This window comes from Caballeronia glathei (assembly GCF_000698595.1).
Classification (GTDB): Bacteria; Pseudomonadota; Gammaproteobacteria; order Burkholderiales; family Burkholderiaceae; genus Caballeronia; species Caballeronia glathei.
The window spans coordinates 30,622-53,316 of record NZ_JFHC01000060.1 but is presented as its reverse complement, the minus strand read 5'-3'; the positions used below and the strand labels follow the sequence as shown (position 1 = coordinate 53,316).

Sequence of the window (22,695 nt, the reverse complement as noted above, 5' to 3'; positions counted from 1 at the left end):
CGAGCAGCTCGATGCCGTCGAAGGCCTCCTGCTCATCTGCCGAGCCTTGATTGTGGCGATAGTTGAGCAACGCGCTAAAAAGTGGAGCGGGGGCGGCTACGCCACTGCATCGTTGAGCGAGCGCGAGCGGCGCATGTTGATGCTGCAGCAGCGCCGCGAGACGCTCATGCGTGTCACGCGCGCTGTCGGCGACCGAGGCGTCGTTCACGTCGAGCCGGATCGGCAGCGTATTGATCAACAGCCCCAGGGCCTGATGCACGCCCGCTTGCATGCGCCCGAGCAGCACGGTGCCGAACACGATGTGACCGTCGGAGTCGACCGCGCTGGCGGCACCGAGCACGCGTGCCCAGGCGAGATGGCACAGGCTCGCGAGACTCACGCCGAGCTGGCGAGCCTGAGTGCGCAGGCTCGTATCGAGGGACGCGGGCAGCGTCAGGTGCGCTTCGGCGACGGACGAGCCGTCATGGTGGACGTCAGTGAGGCCGAAGGGCAGCGTGGGTTCGCTCACGTCGGCGAGCATGTCGCGGAAGAAGGCTTCATGCGCTTCCTGATTCGCACCGATATGCGCCTGTGCGACCAGATCGCGGAACGGCTGAGCCGCGCCGAGCGCATGACCCCGGCCGTTGAGGATCGCACCGATTTCCGCATGCATCACTTCCAGCGTCGCATGATCGCCGATCAGGTGATGCCAGTTCAATTGCACAAGCCAGCGCCCGTTTTCAGCTTCGCGCGCAATCGCGATTTGCAGCAAGGGAGCCTGAGCGAGATCGAGGCGTTGCGTGCGTGCATCGAAATGGCGCGCCAACTGCTCGGCGGCGTGGCCGTCTGTGAACTCGATCTCCGTAATCATCACGGGCGCCTCGCGCCAGACCACTTGAGCGGGCGTGCTCAGGGCGTCGTGGATGAAGGCGGTGCGCAGGATGTCATGCCGCTTGACGACCTGTTGCAGGGCATCGAGCCATGCATCGAGACGTGCACGACTGTCGAAGGCGAGGCGCGCGGTTTGCAGATACGGATCGCCTTCGGTGCTCAGCATGTGGTGGAACAGGATGCCTTCCTGCAGCGGCGCGAGCGCGTAGATATCTTGCACATTGGCGAGCCCGCCGGGCACCTGTTCGACGATGCGATCGATGTCGGTTTGCGTAAGCGCGATGAGCGGCAGCATCGCTGGCGTAAGCGCGGTGCAGTCGGGCGTAATCGCATTGGGCGGCACGACGATGTCGGGCTTGGGCGCGCTGTCTTCGAGCGAAGCCGCGAGCGCGCTGAGCACGGGCGTGGCGAACAGATCACGCACGCTGGCGTGCAGGCCGATGCGGCGCAGCCGCTCGACGAGCGTCACGGCGAGCAGCGAGTGCCCGCCAAGGGCGAAGAAGTTGTCGTGGCGGCCGACGCGCTCCAGGCCGAGCAACTCGGCCCACAGATCGGCGAGTGCGATTTCGGCTCGGCCCCGTGGTGCTTCGAAGGGACGCAGCGCGAAGGCCTCGGCTTGCGGATCGGGCAGCGCGCGGCGATCGAGCTTGCCGTTGGGGGTGAGGGGCAGCGCGTCGAGCACGACGAAGGCCGAGGGCACCATGTAGTCGGGCAGACGCGGGGCGAGATGCTCACGCAGGGCGCTGGCGTCGATCTCGGCAACCAGCGTGACATAGGCGACGAGCTGCTGATCCTGCGCATCATGATGTCGCGCACGCGCGATGACCACTGCTTCGCGCACCGCCGGATGGCTGGCGATTTGCGTCTCGATCTCACCGGGTTCGATGCGAAATCCGCGAATCTTGATCTGGAGGTCATTACGGCCGAGGAATTCGATATTGCCATCGAGGTGATAGCGTGCGAGGTCGCCGGTACGGTAGATGCGTTCGCCCGGAACGAACGGATCGTCGAGGAAGCGCTCGGCGGTGAGGTCGGGCCGATTCAGATAGCCACGCGCCACGCCCGCACCACCGATATAGAGTTCGCCCACCGCGCCCGGAGGCACCACTCGACGCCGCGCATCGAGCACATAAGTGCGCGTGTTGGCGAGCGGCTTGCCGATGACGGGCTGCTTCTGTTCAGCCGTGATCTCCGCGACGGTCGCATCCACCGTGCACTCGGTCGGGCCATAGACGTTGAAAGCGCGGATCTGTTCGGCGTGCGCCAGACGGCTCCAGGTCGGAGGCGTGAGTGGCTCGCCGCCCACGAGCACCGTCAGGGCCGACTGCCGTTGTTCGAGCAGACCGGCGGAGAACAGCGATTCAAGCTGAGTCGGCGTACAGTCGAATACGTCGATGCCAGCTGTATCGAGGAATTCGATCAACGCCATGGCATCGGTGCGCACGTCGGCCGAAATGATGACCAGCCGATGTCCGGACAGCAAGGCGGTGAGGTTTTGCACAGACGCATCGAATGCGATGCTGGCGTTCAGCGTGACGCTGGAGTGCGGGGCACAATGTGCAAACACCGTCGAATGCAATGCGTGATGCAGATTCAGCACATGCCGATGCTCGACCATTACGCCCTTGGGCTTGCCGGTGGAGCCGGACGTGTAGATCGCGTAGGCAAGATGATGCGAGGCGAGGCCGGGCACAAACGGATCGTCCTGCGGCAGTGCGTTATCGAGCGATGCATTGGGATCGAGCACGGCAAGCGCACCGGTATCTCCCAGCGCTTGACGGCCCGCGGCATCGGCGACCAGCAGCAGGGGCGCGACATCGCTGAGGATGTAACCCAGCCGCTCGCCCGGATAGGCCGGATCGAGCGGGATATATGCGCCCCCGGCCTTGAGGATCGCGAACAGCGCGACGATCGCGCCGATGCCTCGCTCCATGCACAGCGCGACACGGTCTTCCGGACGCACGCCCAGCGCGATCAGATGATGCGCGAGCCGATTGGCGCGCGCATTGAGTTGCGCAAAAGTGAGCGATTCGTCGTCGCAGACGAGCGCGATTGCATCGGGCGTGAGTCGAACCTGCTGCTCAAAGAGCTGATGGATGCACAGGTGCTCGGGATAAGGTGCGGCGGTGTCGTTCCAGCGTTCGAGCAGCGCCTGTCTCTCGGGCAGCACGAGCTCGAGCGTATGCAGCGGCGCATCGGGCTGGTCCAGCGCCTGTTCGAGAAAACGCGTGAAGCGGCGCGCATGGGCATCTGCGGCGGCGGGCGTATAGAGCAACGGGTTCGCGTCAAACATCAGTTCGATGCCGAGCTCGTCTCCCTCGTCATGTACGATCAGCGCGAGATCATCGGGTGTTCCATAGAAAGAGCGATTCAATCCGATCCGGCAGCCGGCGAAATCCAGTGCACGGCTGTACTCGGGCATGATGTTCACGGTGGGACCGAAGAGCGGCCTGTCGGATTCGATGCGTCCTACATCGCGTCGAATGTCTTTGACGCGATAGCGTTGATGGCGCAAGACGCGACGACTCTGCCGGGCAACCGCTCCGAGCAGGTCGATGATGCTCGTGCCCTCGTCCAGAGCCGCGCGCAGCGGCAGTGCATTGGACAACATGCCGGGCACATTCCTCGCCAGCCGTCCCACCCGGGCCGTGACCGGAAACCCGAGCACCACCTCGGGCTGTCCGCTCAGACGCGCGACATAGGCGGCCATGACCGCCGTCATGAACTGCGGCCATGTCGCGCCGTTTCGCTCGGAAATCTGCCGCAAACGCCTGGTCGTGCCGGATGACAAACGTATCTGCGCGATCGCCTGTTCGGAAACGTCCGCCGGAATCGGCTCGCGCGCCATGCATTCGGCGAGAATCACCGGCTCGGGGCAGTCCGCCAGATAGTCGCGCCAGAACTGCTGATCGCTCTCGAAGGCTCTGGAAGTGCGATAGGCAGCATCGTCGTCGAGCAGTTCGGCGAACCGCCCCCAACCGCATGGCGCGGGCTCCCGTCCTTCGACCAGCGCCGAATAGACCGCCGCGAGGCGCTGCGTGAGAAGAAAAAATGAAAAGCCGTCGAACGCAATGTGATGAATCCGCTGAAACAGGAAGAACCGTGCAGGGCCGGCCTGGAAAAGCTGGATGTCGAACAGGGGGTAACGGCCGAGATCGATGGCTGTGGCAAGCGCTGCCTTCACGTCCCGATCGATTGCCTCCACAGGGTCGGGCGCACCGCTGACATCGATTACCCGAAGCGTGAAGTCCTCGATCTCGTCCGGCACCACCTGATGCGGCATGCCATCCGTGATGATCAGGCGCACGTGCAGGGCTTCCGCCTCGCCGACTGTCTGCCGCAGGGCCGCCTGAAGCGCCTCGACATCGAGCGGCCCGATGATCTCCGTCAACTGCGCCAGGTTGAAGCGCGGATCACGCAATTCGAGTTGCTGTCGAAAGAAGATGCCCGATTGAGCAGGAGCAAGAGGAAGGCTGAGCATGACATCAATCCGTATGTGAGAGCACGCAAGTGCTCTGGAAACCGATGGTCAAGGACATCGTTACCAAAGACTCGTGGAAGAAATGCACGGTTGTTCGTGCACTTTTCCACTGGCCACGGATCCTTGCGTAGTTATCAGACTGTCAAACCTGACTGCCGTCGATATTCGGCTTGCGGGACCTCTTGCATTCGACACAGCAGGCTAATCCAATGCGAACAGGATGAGCCCGTTGAATTATGGTCGAATTAGAAGCTCTCCCACCTCCATGCTGACGAGCCGATGCAGCGACAGACAAGGGACGACGACACGCCCCGACCGCCGCAAGTTTCAGACGATATTGCTCAAGGATTCACGATTCGGGTAAGAGAGCCGAGTGCAACGAACGCTCTCATCCGAAGCGCCAGCATCAGACTTCGCTGTGCCCGGATTACGTCTTTCACGGCAGGGTCACTCAGGGATCCGAGCCGATTGAGTGGAGTGCGAAAGCAATGCGCCAGAGTGATGCCGAACCCGGTATCGGCGGGATCGACGCCATGCCACCAGAACGGCGGAATATAGAGGACGTCTCCGGGCTCGAGTGTCGCTTCGAATTTCGTCAGCGATCCATCAGAGGGAAAGAAGCGCGCCCGGTCATCCATGTGATGAAGGTTCGACCTGATCGGCCCGGCATACGCGTGCCAGTCTGCCTTGGACAGCTTGAACATCGATATGCGTTTCGAGCCGAGAATCTGCGTCGTCAGCGTCTCATCCGTCGTATGGTAATGCCATTCGGTCGAGGCATTCCGATAGATGAAAAGTCGGTCGCGCGCATAGGCGCGAGGCGGCAAATCCCGTTTCGCGTCGAGAAAATCATAGCTGCCCAGATCGGCTTTCCATTCCTGCGGAATGGGCAAGGCTCGAATTGCAAAAGTGTCGTCGGGCCCCGCATTGCGCAGGCACGAGATCGCCTCGTCGAGGCGGTACTTCGGAAGGTTTTGGTGCCAGAGACCGGCCGGGCTGGCGTTGAACGTATCCGAGACACTCACCTGGCGATTCGTCAGTGCCTCGAGATACCCGTGCGTCCCCCATTTCCTGAGAGCGGGCCAGTTTGCAACGGCATTTTTGACAACGATGGGTTGCTGAGGGCAAACGAAGCCGCTCCAGAACTGGTCATGTCCGAGCGTTTCATTGTCGACGGACGGAAGCTGAACAGCCTGGCCCGGAACGAGATCTATCACCTTCACGATGCGCTTTGCCATTTTCCACTCTCCGGATCAAGGCTCAATAGGACCGCAGATCGATCCAATGCGCATCGATGTAGTCCAGACATTGCTTGCGTGAACCACTCGGATGCTCCACGTCCCAACCAGCCGGAACGTCGAGATGAGCGGGCCAAAGCGAGCGTTGCCGCGATTCATTGATCAAGACACAGAACGTGCCTTGTTCGTCGTCGAATGGATTGTCCATGCTGTTGCTCCCTTCGTTCGTGCTTCGCGTTGAACGAAATATAGGCGCCGAGAGTTAGCAATGAATTAGTCGTCGCGTGGAGGAACCGGCGGCGCCGAACGCGGCGCGCCCTCAACGCGGCGAGCGCGTGGCGCAAGACATGAGGAATGCATCGCTATTACATATCGGCGTCGATTCCGGAGCAAGGGAAATCGAGTGTTGCCGCGTTGGCTCGCGGCCCGGTTATCGATCGACCGCCGTCGTCATCACGCGCTCGACTTTTCCTTCTTCCATCCAGACGACCTTGTCAGCGGCATTGAACCAGCGGTCGTCGTGGCTGACGGCGATGACCGTCTTTCCGGCCGCCTTAAGCCGTGGCAGCAGTTTCTCGTAGTAATAGCGACGGAACTGAGGGTCCTGATCGGCGGCCCATTCATCGAAAATCAGCACCGGCCGCCCTTCGGCGAGCGCGCTCACCATCGCCAGCCGCTTGCGCTGCCCGCTCGACAGGTCCGTGGTGCTGAAGCGCCCGAGGTTGTAATGAACCTTGTCGGACAGATCCATTTCCCTTATCAGCTCGGCGAGATCGTCTTGCGCGGCATCGAGGCCGTAGAGACGGTCGAACAGGTGAAAGTCGGAGAAAATCACCGAAAACAGCTGGCGATAGGCCGCCGCGTTGGCATCGGTGACGGTCTTTTCATCCCAGCGCACTTCGCCCGCATCCTGCGCGTACAACTGAGTGATCAGATTGAGCAGGGTCGATTTGCCGCTGCCGTTTCCGCCGGCGATGAACGTCACCTCTCCAGCCTTGATGAAGAGATCGCAAGGGCCGACGTGAAAGCCCTGCTGTCCGCCCGGATTCTTGTAGGTGTAGCTCACGCCGCGCAGCGTGATGCCGTGTGCCAATATGGGCGGAAAGGCCCCGGGACCCGATTCGGCCGCGCGCTTCGCCTGCTCCAGCTCGCGTTCGAGCGCGTCCAGGCGGTCGACCGCGAGGTCGGCACGGGAAACCGCCGGCAGTGCCTGGATAAGGCTGCTGATGGCGCCGCCGCAAAACACGATCACGAGGATGATCTTGGCGGGCGTCGATGCGTTGCTGATGTAATAGGGCATCAGAAACACCATGCAGCCGAGAAGGCCGTAGAAGAACGCATCGCTCAGGGTCTGGCCGCGATTGAAGCCGCGGCCCGAACTCGCGCGCAAATCCTGCACGGCGAGGGCGCGCTGCACGATGTAGTTGTCGAAGAGGTCCGTATCGCGGCGCGCATTCATCTTGATCTCGCGAAAGCCCCGCAGCAGATGGTCGAAGCTCGAACGAAAGGCGCTTTCGAGTTCCGTCGCTTCTTTCGACAGCGCCTCCGCATACGCATAGCTGCTGCGATAAAAGAACGTCGCGATGCCCAGAAACAGCAGCGTGACGGCAAAAGCAATCAGCGACAGGTAGCCGATATACAGCGCGGAAGACAATAGTTGCGTGACGAAATAGATCAGCACGATGACGGTCGGCGCGGCTTCCTCGATGGTCTGCAAGTCCCGGCCGATGGCGTAATCCACGCGGATGGGGCCGATGTTTTCATAGGCCTCCAGATCCAGCAACCGCACCGCCCGCGCAATGCTCAGGCGCTTCTGGAGGATGAAGTTCGAGATCACGGCGGTGGTGGCGTTAAGCGCATAGTTCATCGCGAGCAGCAGTGCGACGCTCGCGAAGACGAAGAACGCCATCAGATAGACATTGGGCCCCTTCGACTGATCGTAGTTCGCCACGGTCGTGACCAGCGCGATCACGCCGGACATCATCACGCCCGGCAGGGTCGAGGCGAGGAGCAGGGGCGTGCGATCGCGTCTGGCCTCGCCGAACAGCAGCTTGATGAATTTCATGTGTGTTTGCGGTCCCCTTGCTACGGCGCGTCACGCCGCAGGCTTACTGGTCGTATGTCGGTCCAGTTTTCGTTGATGTAGGCAAGGCATGCCTCGCGCGGCGCCACGCCGAACACGCTGATCCATCCGGCAGGCACGGCTGCGAATGACGGCCACAGGGAATGCTGCCCTTCATCGTTGCGCAGCACCAGGAACTCGCCGGTTTCGTCGTCGAAAGGATTCATCTCGTTCTCCGCTTCATGGCGTTTTCCAGACGGGGTTCACCCATCCGTTTTCGTCGTAGTCGGCGAGGCACTGATCGACCAGATCCGTCATCTGTGCCAGTGAGCCATCCGCCGACGCCATCGCTTGCAGATGCACCTTGACTTCTTCATGGCCGCCCATGTAGTTGCGCTCGTACAGCTCGTGACGGCCGGCGAACTCCGTGCCGACCGCGTCCCACATGAGCTTCATCAGCTTGATGCGCTCCCGGTGCCCGATGCCGTTGGAGCCGCGCACGTAACGCGCGAGATATCGGTCGATGTCGGGATTGTCGAAGTCGCGCGTGGAGGAGGGCAGGTAGATCAGCGAGGAAGCCACGATCTTCTGCACGATTTCCTTGATGCGCCCGTAGGCGTCGGGCGCGAGCGCGCGATAGGCCAGCGCGGCGTTCAGATTCGGCAGCACGGCGCCGTGGATCCAGCGCTCGGGCTGACGCGCCATCGTATTGGCGAGCGACCAGAACATGTGGCGCAGCGCAATGACTTCGCCGAGCATCACCTGATTGCCGCGGAACTCGTCACCGCTCGTCGCGTGCAGCACTTTCGAAAGCAGCCCGGTGAGAAAGTCGAGCTTGACCGCGTAACGCGTGCAGCCGTGAAAGCTCGTGCCATGAATGAACCCGGACGCGGTCGGAAAATCCGGCGGCATGGCGTCCGCGCCCAGACTCAGCACGTTTTCCCACGGGACGAATACGCGGTCGAGGATCAGGATCGCGTCGTTCTCGTCGAATCTCGAGCTGAGCGGCGAATCGAAGGGGCTCGAGACTTGCGCCGCCTGATATTCGTACGAATTCCGGCAGATGAGCTTGACCCCGGGCGCGTTCATCGGCGTGAAGAACATGACGGCGCGGCTCCTGTCGCTTTTGGCGATGCCGGCGTGATGGCTCAGGAACGTGTAATGGGTGAACGCGGCGGAGGTCGCGACGACTTTCGCGCCCGAGAGGATGAGGCCACCGTCGGTTTCCTCGTCGATGTGAATATAGACATCCTGTGCCTGCTCGGGCCGGGCGCGATCGATGGGCGGATTGGCGAGCGCGTGATTCACGAAGGGCACGGTCTCCTGCGCGAGCTTGTGCCACTGCCGCGCGTTGTCGGCATGGGCGCCGTAGTAATCGGCATTCACGTCGAGCGTATTCATGATCGACGCCTTGTAATCCGGCGTGCGTCCCATCCAGCCATAGGTGAGCCGCGCCCATCCCGCGATGGCCTGCTGCTGTGCGACGAGATCATCCACGCTTCTCGCGTGGCGAAAATAGCGGTGCGTGTAACCGCCATTTCCGGTGTCCGTCGCGCAGGTGAGTCCGGGCTGTTGCGCGGGATCGTGCAGGGCGTCATAGAGCCGGGCCAGCGAACGCGCGCTGTTGCGAAACGCCGGATGTGCCGCGACGTTGTCGATCCGCTCGCCGTTGAAGAAGACGTCGCGCCCGTCCTGCAGGCTGTCCATGAATGCCCGGCCGGTCAACGGGCGCGCCGCCAGATGTCGCGTTAGTTCATTCACTGTTTCTCACCCAGTTGGCAAAGAGATCACGAATGATCGGTCCGATGACGGTGAGCGCGTCGCCCAGCATCATGTGGTCGTGTTCGTAGGGCACGTCGATCACGTCGAGCGGGCCGCGGGCGCTCGCGCGCCATGCTCGCAGTGAAGACTCGCCGGACAGCGTCGCCGTGGCGCGCACGAAGGTCATCGGCGCGCTGAGCGGCGCGGGCCGGAACGACGCGGCGAGCGAGGCGTGGCACGCGGTCACGTCGACGAGCGCAGGCAATGCGCTCTGGGGAATGTGCGCAAGCGGGCTTTCGATGGCGCGCATATGGTCCATCACGCGATCCCATCGCAATGCGTCGTGCGATGCCTCGCTGAACGGATAGCCGATCATCGCCAGCACATTGCCCAGATGCAGGGCCGGCGCGAGCGTTTCGTGCCGCGCGTCCAGCGGCAGGTTGCTGTCGAGCAGCACGACATGCGCGACGGTCTCGCCCTGTGCTTCGAGGCTCGTCGCGATCTGATGCGCCACCAGACCGCCGAACGACCATCCCATCAGCCGGTAGGGGCCGCGAGGCTGGACCGTGCGGATATGCGCGATATAGCGGTCGGCGAGCCCGGCAACCGATGGCGGCGGCGCCTCTCCGCTCAGCATGGGCGATTGCAGCCCGTAGAGCGGGACATCGACGCCGATGTGCGGGATGAGCGTCGCATAACACCAGCTCAGTCCGTAACCGGGATGCACGCAGAAGAGCGGCGCGGCTGCACTCGCGTGCTGCAGCGGCAACAGCGGCGCGAGCGCATCCGGCGCGTGACGATCCCACAACCGCTCGCCGAGCAGGGCGACGGTCGGCGCTTCGAACAGCACGCGGATGCCGACGTCCACGCCCATGCGATCGCGGATGCGGTTGACGAGGCGCGCCGCACGCAGCGAATGCCCGCCCAGCGCAAAGAAGTTGTCGTCGATCGATATGGTGTCGCGCTCCAGCGTCTGCGCGAAGAGCCGTGCCAGTTCCGCTTCGCGGGCGTTGCGCGGCGCCTTAAAGCGTCGCGGCGCGCGCGCTGGAGCCGGCAGCGCGGCACGGTCGAGCTTGCCGTTCAGCGTCACGGGCAGCCGGTCCAGCGTCGTGAAGATCGTCGGAACCATGTAGTCGGGCAGGCTGGCGACGAGTGTGGCGCGCACCTGGGCTTCGTCGTAGTCCGGGCCGGCGACGAGATAAGCGGCCAGTTGCCCGTCGATCAGCGCGACGGCGCAGTCGCGCACCGATTTGTGCGCGCGCAGTGCGGCCTCCGCCTCGCCGGTCTCGACGCGAAAGCCCCGTATCTTGACCTGATGATCGGAGCGGCCGAGGAATTCCAGTTCGCCATCGGCCGACCAGCGCGCCAGATCGCCCGTTCGATACATGCGCTCGCCCGGCGCGCCGTAGGGATCGGCGACGAAACGCTCGCTGGTCAGATCGGGCCGGCCGATATATCCGCGCGCGAGTCCTCGCCCCGCGATATACAGATCGCCGGCCGTCCCCGGCGGGCAGCGGCCCAGCCAGCGATCGAGCACATGGACACGCGTATTCCAGACCGGCCGCCCGATGCCGGGACCGGCCCGGCTCGCTGCGAGCTCCGCCGATGTCGACCAGATCGTGGTTTCGGTCGGACCGTAGACATTGATCACGCGCCGGGCATGTGCCTGCAGTCGTTCGGCGAGGTGGGCGGAGAGCGCCTCGCCGCCTGTCAGCGCAACTCTGAAGCCGGGCTGCGGCATGGCTTCACGCCGCGTCGACATGTCTTCCATCTCGCGCAGCAGCGCGTCCCAGAGCGTCGGCGTCGCCTGCATCACGTTTGCACGGGATGAACCAGCGAGGCGCGCGAGATGACGCGGATCTTTCACGTCGTCGGAGGCGGCCAGCACGATCGTGGCGCCCGCGAGCAGCGGACCGAGTAGTTCGAGACACGCGATGTCGAAGCCCAGCGTCGTCACCGCGAGCAGGCGGTCGCCGGCTTTCAGGCCGATGCGGTCCTGCATCGCCGCAAGCAGGTTGACGAGGCCGGCGCGCGACACGGCGACACCCTTGGGCGTGCCCGTGGAGCCGGACGTATGGATCACATAGGCCAGATGTTCCGCGCGGGAGGCAGGCGCAACGGCGGCGAAACCCGGGCCGCCGCCGTCATGCGCCGGCAGCCGGTCGATCACGAGCGCCGGCCTTGCATCGGCGAGCATGGCGGCGATGCGCGCCTGCGGATAACTCGGGTCGATCGGCAGGAAGGCCGCGCCGCTCCTGAGAACGCCGAGCACGGCCGCGACGATGTCGGGCGTGCGCGGCAAGGTCAGCGCGACCAGATCGTCCGGTCCGATGCCGCGCGCGATCAGCGCTTGCGCGAACTGATCCGAGCGCCGCTCGACATCGGCGTAAGACCAGCGCTGCTCGCCCTGTTCTACGGCGATGGCACCGGGCGTGCGGCGCGCCTGCCGCGAGAACAGGGTCGCCACGTTTTCGTCGGGAATGGCGCGGGCCGTCCGGTTCCACGCGTCCAGATGCTCGGTTTCGGCCGGCGCGAGCAGATCGTGAGCGGCGATTGCGGTCTCCGGCGCCGCCGCGACCTGCTCCAGCAGGCGCACGAACCTGTCTAGCAGCGTGTGCGCCGCCTCGGCATCGAGCCGGCCGTTCCGGCAGTCCAGGCGCAGCGTCATGTGCGCTCCCGGAATCGCGACGAGCGTCACTGGATAGTGCGTGCTGTCATATCCCTCGATCCCCGCGACCTCGACGCCGTCCGCCGCGCGGTGCAGACGGTGGCCATCCATCGGATAGTTCTCGACGATGAGCAGGCTGTCGAACAATTCGTACTGCCCGGACTGCGCCAGGATTTCGGTGAGGGCGAGGTGCTGATGCGGCAACAGATCCGCGTGGCTCGCCTGCACGCGGCGAAACAGTTCCGGCCAGTGCTCGCGGGGTTCGAGCGTGACTCTCAGCGGCAGCGTATTGATGAAAAGGCCGACGCGCCGCTCGACATCCGGCAGTTCGGCAGGGCGGCCCGATACGGTGATGCCGAACGCGACGTCCTCGCGTCCGGTCAGCCGGGCGAGCAGCACGGCCCAGCAGCCCTGCAGGATCGTGCTGAGCGTCGCTTCCCGGTGCTGCGCCAGAGCGGCCAGTTTACCGGTCAGGCTTGCGGGCAGATCGATCCGCGCGGTACAGACATCCGCCGCATGCGAACCCGGTTCGGGACGGGTCAGCCGGGTCGGCCCGTCCAGCCCGCGCAGAGCGTCATGCCAGGCCGCGCGCGCGGCCGTCTTGTCCTGACGCTTCAGCCATGCGTGCTGGTCGCGCAACGGCAGGCTGCCTTTCAGGGCCTCTCCTTCATACAGCGACATCAGATCGGACACCAGAATCGGCATCGACCAGCCGTCCAGCAGCAGATGATGGTTGCTCATGACGAGCTGATGCCGCTGTGGCCCGGTTCTGACGAGGACGAAGCGCAGCAGTGGCGCGCGTTCGAGATCAAAACGGCGTTCGCGTTCGGACGCGAGAATGGCCGACAACGCGTGCGCGACATGCTCCGCGCCGGAGACGTCCGCCTCGCGCCACGGCGTGGCCACCGAAGCGGCGATCACCTGAACGGGCCGGCCGCCTGTCGTGCGAATGACGATCCGCAATGCTTCGTGACGCGCGAGCAGTGCACCTGCCGCGGCTTGCAGGCGCGCGGCGTCGAGATGCCCTTCGAGCGTGAGCGAGACTTGCGCGATGTAGGGATCGGGGCCCGACGCGTCGTATAGCGAGTGGAATAGCAGCCCTTCCTGCAAGGGCAGAAGCGGCAGGATGTCCAGCGCGCCGGGCACCGTCGCTTCGATTGCATCGATCTCGGCCTGCGTGAGATCGGCGCAGATATCGGACGGCGTCAGGCCGCCCGAGTCGAGCCGGGCGATGCCGCGCAGCGCGTCGAACCAGCGCTCGGCCAGCGCGCGGATGGCGGTCTCGTCGAACAGGCCGCCGGCAAAGGTCCAGTGCGCGTGCAGCTGCGGCCCCTCGTCACCTTCAACGACCTGCGCATCCAGCGCGACGGCATGAGACAAGGGCACATCGGCAGCGTCGCCGCCTTCGAGGGACAGGCCGCCGAGCGGCGACCAGGTGCCGCTCGAACGGCCGAAGCGGCCGAGATAATTGAACGACAGTTGCGCGCGCCTGCCTTGCAGATGCGCGGCTGTCTGCGCATTGAGGTAGCGCAGCAGCCCATAGCCGATCCCGTGGTCGGGCGGGCCGCGCAGGATTTCCTTGACCCGCTTCACGAGTGCGGCGAGCGCCGTGCTGCTTTGCAGCGCCGCGTCCGGTTCGACACCGTCGTCGAGATCGATGCGCACCGGATGCAGGCTCGTGAACCAGCCGACCGTCTGCGACAGGTCGAGACCGCTGTCGCCCGGCTCGCGACCGTGTCCTTCGAGATCGAGCAGGACCGGGCGCGTACCACCGCGCCAGCCGGCCACGGCGAGCGCGTAGCCGGCGAGCAGGACGTCGTTCACGCCGCCGCGAAACAGTGCCGGAACGCTGCCGAGAAGGCGCGACGTGGTCGCGGCGTCGAGCCGCAGGGTGATGCGGCGCGCGGTGGCCAGTGTGTCGGCGGGGCCGAGCGGGCGCGCACCCAGCGGGGCGTCGGGCGCGGACATGATCCTTCGCCAGTGATCGAGTTCGGCAACACGCCGCGCAGCGTGCGCATCCTCGTGGAGATGGCGCGCCCAGCGGCGGAAGGATGTCGGCACCGGTGGCAGAACGGGAGGCCGGCCCTGCGCGGCGCGGTCGTAGGCCTGCGCGAGGTCATCGAGCAGGATGCGCCAGGACACGCCATCCACGACGAGGTGATGAATCGTGAGCAGAAGCAGGCCCGTTGCCGCGCCCCGGTCGAACCACACCGCCCGCAACACGCGTCCCCGCTGCGGCGCGAGCCATCGTTCCGACGCCTGTTGCTGACGGGCGGCGCTGCGCTCGACATCGGCGTCGGTCGAGCCGCGCGCGTCCAATCGTTGCAACAGGGCGTCGGCATCCACGGCTTGCGCGGCCGCATCGAGTTCGCCGCCGGTCAGCCTCGCCCGCAGCAGCGCGTGCCGCGTGATCACGGCCTGCAAGGCCTGCACGAGCGAGCGGTGTTGCGCGCCGTCCGGCAAGGCCACCAGCACCGACTGGCTGAACGCCGCGATCGAACCGCCGCGTTCGGTCAACCAGTGCATGATGGGGGTGGCGGGCACGCGTCCGGCCGCATCGTCCGGTGGCGACGCCGCGCAATCCCGGGCATCCGGAAGGATGCCGGCGACCTGCGCCAGCCCGGCCGGCGTCTTGTGCCGGAACACCTGAGCCGGGCTCAGATCGAGTCCTGCGGCACGTGCGCGGCTCACGAAGCGAATCGACAGGATGCTGTCTCCGCCCAGCGCGAAGAAGCTGTCGTCCGCCTGCACGTCTTCGCGTTCGAGGACTTCGCCGAAGAGCCGCGCGATCAGGGCTTCCCGATCCGTCGCCGGAACGCGCCGGGCGGACACCTCGCGCGGCGGCGCCGGCAATGCCTCGCGATCGAGCTTGCCGTTGGGCGTGAGCGGCAGCGCGTCGAGCGGGACGAACGACGACGGCGTCATGTATTCGGGCAGGCGTTTCGCCACGGCCGCGCGGAGCGAGCGCACATCGAGAGTCGATACCGGCACGACATAGGCGATGAGTTGCCGGTCGCGCACGGCCACGGCGCATGCCCGCACGCCGTCTTCTTCCATCAGCACCGCCTCGATCTCACCCGGCTCGATGCGAAAGCCGCGCAGCTTGATCTGCTGGTCGGCGCGGCCGAGGAATTCGAGCTGTCCATCGGCTCGCCAGCGCCCGAGATCGCCAGTGCGATAAAGCCGCGTGCCGGCAGCGCCGAACGGATCGGCGACGAAACGCTCGGCCGTGAGATCGGGCCGCGCGAAATAACCTCGCGCCAGCCCCGCGCCGGCGACGTAGATCTCGCCGGTCACGCCGGCCGCGCACGATCGCAGGCACGCATCGAGCACATGGATCTGGCTGTTCCAGACGGGCCTTCCGATCGGCGGCGCAAGCGGGCCGGCGAGGTCGTCGCTCATCGTCGCGCACACGGTGACTTCCGTCGGACCGTAGGCGTTGATGAGCCGCCGGCCGTCCGACCATCGTCCCGCCGTGTCGGACGAGATCGCCTCGCCGGCGGTGACGATCGTGCACGAGGCGGGTATCGTGGCGGGATCCATCACCGCGAGCAGCGCGGGTGGCAGCGTCACGCAGGTGATGGCCTGCTCGCAGATCAGCCGGGCGAGGCGTTCCGCCGACATCAATGCCGGATCGGCGAGGACGAGGCTCGCGCCGCGCAGCAGCGTGACGAGGACCTCGGACACGGCGGCATCGAACGAGAGCGACGCGAATTGCAACACGCGCGATGCAGCCGTGATGCCGAACCGCTCGGCCTGCGCGCCGACCAGACTCGCTATGCCCGCGCGCGTCACCACGACGCCCTTCGGCGTGCCGCTGGAACCCGAGGTATAGACGACATAGGCCGGATGGCCGGGGGCGACGGCGCGCCGGAGGGCGCCGGTGGGCCAGCCCGCGAGCGACGGCAAGGCCGCAAGCGTGCGCGCGGGCCGCGCATCAGCGAGCATCGCGGCGATGCGTCCTTCGGGGTAGTGCGGATCGACCGGGAGATAGGCGCCGCCGCTCTTCAGCACGCCGAGCATCGCCACCACCATGTCGGGCGTGCGGGTCATGGTCAGGGCAACGATGCGCTCGGGGCCGATGCCGTGCTCGACGAGGAAATGGGCCAGCGCGTTCGAGCGCGTCTCGAGTTCGCGGTAACTCAGCCGGTCCAGGCCCTGCACCACGGCGATGGCGTCCGGCGTGCGTGCTGCCTGCGCGCTGAAGAGCGCCACGACATCGTCCCGTTCGACGGGATGCGTCGTCGCGTTCCAGCGATGGATCTCGTCGCGCTCGGCGCCCGAAAGAAGGTCGATGCGTCCGACCAGTTCGTCAGGCTGTGCGGCCATCGTCCGCAGGATCTGCATGAACGTGGCGAGAAAGCGCCGCGCATAGTGGGAGGAGACCCGCTCCGCGCGATGATCGATCCGCAGCTCCAGTTCCCGCCCCGGCGTGACCATCACGCTGACCGGATAGTGCGTCGTGTCGTCGACCGTCATCCCCGCCAGCACGACGCCGTCGATCTCGCTCTGCGTACGCGCGGCGGGATAGTTCTCAAACACCACGAGCGTGTCGAACAACTCGCCGTGCCCAAGGAGCGCCTGCACCTCAGGCAGTCCCACGTGCTGATGCGGCAGCAGCGCGGACTGGTCCCGCTGGATGCGTTTGAGCAATTGCGCGATCGTCTCGCCGGCGCGCAGCGTCGCACGCAGCGGAAGGGTATTGATGAGCAGGCCGACGCGCCGCTCGACATCGGGCATCTCGGCCGGCCGTCCGGCTGCCGTCACGCCGAAGACGATGTCCTGCCGCCCGGTCCAGTGAGCGAGCAGGATAGCCCAGGCGCCCTGCGCGAAGGTCGCCAGCGTCAGGCCGCGGTGTCGCGCGCAGTCCTGCAGGCGCGCCGTCGTTTGCGCATCGAGCTTGCCGGTGACGGACTCCTGCCGCGCGGCATGCGTGCCCGGACCCGCGCTCGCGACGAGACGTGTCGGACCGTCCAGCCCGGCCAGGGCCTCTTGCCATGCGTTGCGTGCGCTCTCGCGGTCCTGCTGCGCCAGCCAGACGAACTGATCGCGCAGCGGCGGCGCCGGGTCGAGCACGTCGCCCGCGTAAGCACGCATCAGCTCGGACACCATGACGGGCATCGACCAGCCATCGATCAGCAGATGATGAAGGCTCAACACCAGCCGATGACGGCCGGGGTTCATGCGCAGCAGGGCCGCTCGCAGCAATGGCGCCGACGTCAGGTCGAAACGATGTTCGCGGTCTTGCGCAAGCCAGTCCGCGAGCGCGCGTTGCGGATGCGCGGCGTCCGGGAGATCGATGTCGCGCCAGGGCGTTTCGACGGTGCCGTGCAGTGCCTGCACGACGCGCCCGTCGACGGTATTGAAGCTGACCCGCAGCGCTTCGTGCCGCCCGACCAGCCTGTCGACGGCAGCGCGCAGCCTGTCCCGATCCAGCCTGCCTTCGAAGTCCAGCACCAGTTGCACGATGTACGGGTCCGGACCGGAAGCATCGTACAGGGCGTGGAACAGCAGCCCTTCCTGCAGCGGCACGAGCGGGAAAATGTCCGTGACATCGGGGATGTCGGCTCGCAGCGCAGCCACGACATCCGCGGGCATGCCCGGCCACGCTGCGTTGGCGGGTTGCTCGTCGCTCAGATCGCGCGCGGCGACGGCGAGCGCCGCCGGTGTCTTTTCCCGAAAGACGTCCGCCGGCGTCAGCACGAGTCCTGCCTTGCGCGCGCGGCTGACCAGCTGGATCGACAGAATGCTGTCGCCGCCCAGTGCGAAGAAGCCGTCGTCCGCACCGACGGTCGCGAGGTCGAGGACTTCCGCGAACAGCTTCACCAGCGCCGCTTCGCGCGGGGTGACAGGCAGGCGCGTCGCGGATGGCCGTGCCTGAAAGGCCGGCAGCGCCTTGCGGTCGAGCTTGCCGTTGCGCGTGATGGGCAGCCTGTCGAGCCTGACGAAGCCCACCGGCATCATGTAATCGGGCAGGCGTTGCCTGAGCGCCGCGCGCACGCGACGCTCGTCGTAAGTCGCATCGGCGACGACATAAGCCACCAGCCGGCTGGCGGCGGCGCCGTCCTGCTGCACCAGCACCGCGCAGGCGCGAACCGGCGGCAACTCGGACAGCACGGTTTCGATTTCGCCGAGCTCGACGCGCAGGCCGCGCACCTTCACCTGCTGATCGGCGCGGCCGACGAATTCCAGTTCCCCCTGTTCGTTCCAGCGCGCGAGATCGCCGGTGCGATACATGCGCGCGCCGGGCTGGCCATAAGGGTCGGCCACGAAGCGATCGGCCGTGATGCCCGCCTGCCCGACATAGCCGCGCGCGAGCACGTGGCCTGCGATATACAGATCGCCCGCGACGCCGATGGGGCAGACATGGAGGAAGTCGTCGAGCACATGGATCCGCGCCGACGCGCGCGGCACGCCGACCGGGACCGGATGCTGCAGGCGCCGGTCCGGCGTCGCCCGGAAGCTCGTGACGAACACGCTGGCCTCGGTCGGGCCATAGCAGTTCAGTAGCGTCATCTCCGGGAAGCGCCGCAAGACCCGCTGAAAGCTCGCGACCGACGCCACGTCGCCGCCGGTGAGGATGGTGCGCAGCCCGCTCAGGCACTCCAGGTCTTCCGTGACCAGCAGATTAAAGAGGCTCGTCGTCAGCAGCAGATTGTCGGCGCCATGCCTGGCGATTTCGCGGCGCAGATCCGCAGGCGTCAACTGCTCGCACGAGGCTACGACGAGTTCGTCGCCGCGCAGCAGGGCACCCCAGATTTCATAGCTGCTGGCGTCGAACGCATAGGCCGACTGAAACAGCACGCGTTGCGGAGGAAAGTCCAGGAGATCCATCGCCATGTCGACGATACCGGCATGCGTCACTTCGATGCCCTTGGGCTGTCCGGAGGAACCGGACGTGTACATGACGTTCACCAGGGCCTGCGGCGCGACGTCGATCGCGACGGGGCTGTCGTCGCCCTGGTCGAGTATTGCGGGATCGATCTGCAATGCGGCCACGGGCCAGTAGTCGCCGGCGGCACCGGCGTCGTGCAGCACTAGCACGGTTCGCGTGTCGTCCAGCACGCGCTGCCGGCGCTCCGGCGGCTGGCCGCGATAGAGCGGCAGATAGCAGCCGCCCGCCTTGACGATGGCAAGTGTCGCGACGATCAGTTCCAGCGAGCGCGCCATGTCGACCGCGACGCAAGTCTCGCGCGCCACGCCATGCTTGCCGATCCGGTGCGCCAGCCGGTTCGACATCCGATCGAGCTGGCGATAGGTCAGCGCGCGATCGCCAGCGCGCAACGCGATGGCGTGAGGCTGGCGGTCGGCGATCTCCGCGAAACGTTGCGGGACAGACTGCGCCTTTCGTTGCCGCTGCCGCGACGGCGTGCCGAAAGCAAGCATTGCCGCGCGTTCCCCGGGCGCGAGCATGGCATGACGCCCGATGCCCGCGTCCGGATCGGCGATGGCCTGATCGAGCAGGTATTGGAAGGCGGACGCCATGCGGCGGGCCGTTGCCGCGTCGAACAGGTCGGCGGCGAACTCGAGACTGCCTTCGATGACGCCGTATCCGTCGTTGTATCCGTCGCCATTGCTGCCGTGGGCGATGAGCTCGAATGCGAGATCGAATTTCGCCGCGGCATTGCCGATGGCTCTGGGCGTCGCTGTCAGGCCTTGCAGCGCGAGTTGCTCGCTGTCGCCGTATTCGAGCGTCAGTGCCACCTGGAACAGCGGATGGCGCGCGACGCTGCGCTCGGGATTGAGCGCTTCCACGATGCTGGAGAACGGCACGTCCTGATTGGCATAGGCAGCGAGATCGGCCTCGCGCACGCGCCCGAGCATCTCGCGAAAGCCGGGATTGCCGCCCGCATCGACGCGCAGCACCAGACTGTTCACGAAGTAGCCGACGAGATCCCTGAGTTGCTCGTCGAAGCGGCCCTCGGCCGGCGTGCCGATGAACACGTCTGCACCGGCGCCGAAGCGCCGCAGCACGGCCACCAGCGCGGTCTGCAAGACCATGAAGAGCGTCGCGCGGTGGGTCTGGGCGAACCTCGCCGCGCGCCGATGCAAGGTCTCGTCGAACCGGAACACGATGCGTTCGGCCTTGCCCAGCGCGTCGGCCGGCCGTGCGCGCACGCGGGGCAACGGCAACTCGTCCGGAAGGTCGGCCAGCGCATCGCGCCAGTACGCGAGCTGACGTTGTCCGAGGCCGCCCGCATCGTGCGATGACCCGAGCAGCTTGCGCTGCCAGGCCACGTAATCGGCGTATTGAACCGGCAGCGGCGTCCAGCCTGGTTGCACGCCGGCGTGCCGCGCCGCATAGGCCGTGGACACCTCGCGCAGAAACGGCCCGAGCGAAGCGCCGTCGAACGCGATGTGGTGAAAGTTGAAAACCAGCACGGCGCGATTGCGCGCCCAGCGAAGAAGACGAACCCGGAAGGGGGGCCGGCGTTCCAGATCGAACGGTGTCCCGGCTTCGGCTGCGATCTCGCCATCGAGTTCCGCGGGCGTCACGTCCGTCACAGCGAGCAGTTCATCGAACTCGTCGGGCGGCAGGACGTGCGGGTGCGGGCCTCGATCACCATGACGAAACAGGGTGCGCAGGGTTTCGTGCCGCGCGGCGATATCGAGAATCGCGAGGCGCAGCGCGTGCGCGTCGCATGATCCCGTCAGATCAAAGGCATAAGGCAGGTTATAGGCGGCCGCAGCCGCGCCCGTTCCAAGGCGCCCCATAAACCACAGTCCCCGCTGGCCCGCCGACAGCCGGACGTGCTCGCGCGACGCGTCCGCCGACAGTCCGAGGCGCCGGGCTCCGCCGGTTTCGAGCAACGCCGCGAGTCGTTCGACGGTCGGCGCGCGGAACACATCGCTGACGCTCGCGTCAATCTTCAGAACGGCGCGTATCCGGTTCGCCAGGTGTCCCGCGAGCAGCGAATGGCCGCCGGATGTGAAGAAGTCGTCGTGGATGCCCATGCCGTCCAGCCGCAGCACTTCGGCGAAGAGTGGCGTGAGCGCGATCTCGAGCGGCGTCCGGCCTGCGGGACCACGCGAGGCCTCACGTACCGCTTTGGGCAACGCGGCGCGGTCGAGCTTGCCGTTGGGAAGGAGCGGCAGCGCCGCCACGGTGACGAACGACGAGGGCAGCATAGGGTCCGGCAGCCGCCGTGCCAGTGCGTCGCGCAGCGCGGATTCTTCGTATCCGGCAGCGGGCACGACATAGGCGACGAGCCGGGCGTCGCCCGGCGCATGCTCTTGCAGAACCACCGCCGCTGCCGCAACCTGCCTGTGCGCGAGCAGCGCAGCTTCGATCTCGCCGGGTTCGACGCGCAAGCCCCGAATCTTGACCTGCCTGTCCGCGCGGCCGAGATATTCGATTTCGCTGTCGCTGCGCCGTCGCGCGCGGTCTCCCGTGCGGTACATTCGCGAGCCGGATGGGCCGTGTGGATCGGCGATGAACCGCTCGGCCGTCAGACCGGGCTGCCCGAGGTAGCCTCTTGCCAGCCCCGCACCCGCGATGTAGAGCTCGCCCGCCTCGCCGGTGGCGCAGGGCCGCAGACATTCATCGAGCACGTAAGCCGAGGTGTTCCAGATCTCGTGGCCGATCGGGGCGCCATTCGTCATTGAGGCGGCGGCATGCAGGCTGTCGCCGCTCGCTTCCGACGACCCGTAGTAATTCACCAGACGGGCATCCGGCACGCTCGCCGCGAAGCGCTTCGCCAGCGCGGGCGGAAGCGTTTCGCCGCTGCATATCCAGAGCGGACACCGGTTCAGCGCGGCGTGATCGGGCTGATCGAGCAGGGCGGCGAGCAGGCTCGGCACGACCGTGATCCGGCCGATGCCGAGGCGCGCGATCTCCGCCGCCAGCAGCGCCGGATCCTTGGCGACTTCCGCATCGGCCAGCGCGACGGTGGCGCCCGCGATGAGGGGCGCGAGCAATTCTGTGGCGCCATCGATGAAGCTCATGGAACTCTTGGCGAGCACTGTCTCGCCGGGCGCGAATGCGTACGTGGCGGCAACCCAGCAGAGGCGGTTGACCAGCCCCGCATGCAGGCCGACCACGCCTTTTGGCCGCCCTGTGGAACCCGAGGTATAGATGACATAGGCCGCATCGAGCGGCTGCGGGCGCACGCCGATACGATCGGCCGTCTTGCCCGGGGCGTCGTGATCGTTGCCCGGCAGATCGACGATATGCAGTACCGGTATGTCCTGCACCGTCGCGGCCAGTTCGCCGGCAAGCCGGGTGCTGGTCAGCAGGCACGAGGGCCGCGCATCGCGGGCCATGAAGGCGAGCCGGTCTCGCGGATACGCCGGGTCGAGCGGCAGATATGCCGCGCCGCTTCTGAGCACGCCAAGAATGGCCTGCACCATGGCGAACGAACGCGGCAGGGCGATCGCAACGATGTCACCGGGGCCGAGGCCGCGCGCCATGAGCTGATCGCCCAGACGGCTCGTGCGCACATGCAGCTCGGCATAGGTCATTTGCCGCGCGCCTTGCAGCAATGCCAAGGCTGTCGGCGTGCGCGCGGCCTGGCGCTCCAGGAGATCGCATACGGTCAGCGTCGCCAGTTCGTCAGCGGACCAGCGCGCTGCATCGTGGCCGCCTCCGATCTGGTCGGTCAACGCATCCATTCCG

General features: G+C 66.1%; 7 protein-coding genes. All 7 read right to left on the bottom strand.

Annotated elements, in window-relative coordinates; translation table 11 throughout:
* The coding region (locus tag BG61_RS28890) for a non-ribosomal peptide synthetase (protein ID WP_152565247.1) at positions 1-4,351 on the bottom strand (4,351 nt) is incomplete at its 3' end.
* Between the two features lie 341 nt (positions 4,352-4,692).
* On the bottom strand, positions 4,693-5,589 hold the full coding sequence (locus BG61_RS28885; RefSeq protein ID WP_035924270.1) for a cupin-like domain-containing protein: 897 nt from the start codon (positions 5,587-5,589) through the stop codon (positions 4,693-4,695).
* 22 nt (positions 5,590-5,611) lie between these two features.
* Positions 5,612-5,797 (bottom strand): MbtH family protein, encoded by a 186-nt coding sequence (locus BG61_RS28880; protein ID WP_035924271.1) that lies wholly within the window; start codon positions 5,795-5,797, stop codon positions 5,612-5,614.
* A gap of 222 nt (positions 5,798-6,019) precedes the next feature.
* Positions 6,020-7,654, bottom strand: a complete 1,635-nt coding sequence (locus BG61_RS28875) for a cyclic peptide export ABC transporter (RefSeq protein WP_035924273.1) — start codon at positions 7,652-7,654, stop codon at positions 6,020-6,022.
* Between the two features lie 20 nt (positions 7,655-7,674).
* On the bottom strand, positions 7,675-7,878 hold the full coding sequence (locus tag BG61_RS28870; RefSeq protein ID WP_035924276.1) for an MbtH family protein: 204 nt from the start codon (positions 7,876-7,878) through the stop codon (positions 7,675-7,677).
* A gap of 13 nt (positions 7,879-7,891) precedes the next feature.
* A complete protein-coding gene (locus tag BG61_RS28865) occupies positions 7,892-9,412 on the bottom strand; it encodes a 4-hydroxyphenylacetate 3-hydroxylase N-terminal domain-containing protein (protein ID WP_035924279.1) in 1,521 nt (506 codons plus the stop codon).
* A complete protein-coding gene (locus BG61_RS28860; RefSeq protein ID WP_035924282.1) occupies positions 9,405-22,691 on the bottom strand; it encodes a non-ribosomal peptide synthetase in 13,287 nt (4,428 codons plus the stop codon). The genes BG61_RS28865 and BG61_RS28860 overlap by 8 nt, the downstream gene beginning before the upstream one ends.
* Between the last annotated feature and the right edge of the window lie 4 nt (positions 22,692-22,695).

Excerpts from the sequence above, each read along its gene's own strand:
- BG61_RS28880 (WP_035924271.1), bottom strand. The coding sequence starts at position 5,797 with ATGGACAATCCATTCGACGACGAACAAGGCACGTTCTGTGTCTTGATC.
- BG61_RS28875 (WP_035924273.1), bottom strand. The coding sequence starts at position 7,654 with ATGAAATTCATCAAGCTGCTGTTCGGCGAGGCCAGACGCGATCGCACG.
- BG61_RS28885 (WP_035924270.1), bottom strand. The coding sequence starts at position 5,589 with ATGGCAAAGCGCATCGTGAAGGTGATAGATCTCGTTCCGGGCCAGGCT.
- BG61_RS28860 (WP_035924282.1), bottom strand. The coding sequence starts at position 22,691 with ATGGATGCGTTGACCGACCAGATCGGAGGCGGCCACGATGCAGCGCGC.
- BG61_RS28870 (WP_035924276.1), bottom strand. The coding sequence starts at position 7,878 with ATGAATCCTTTCGACGACGAAACCGGCGAGTTCCTGGTGCTGCGCAAC.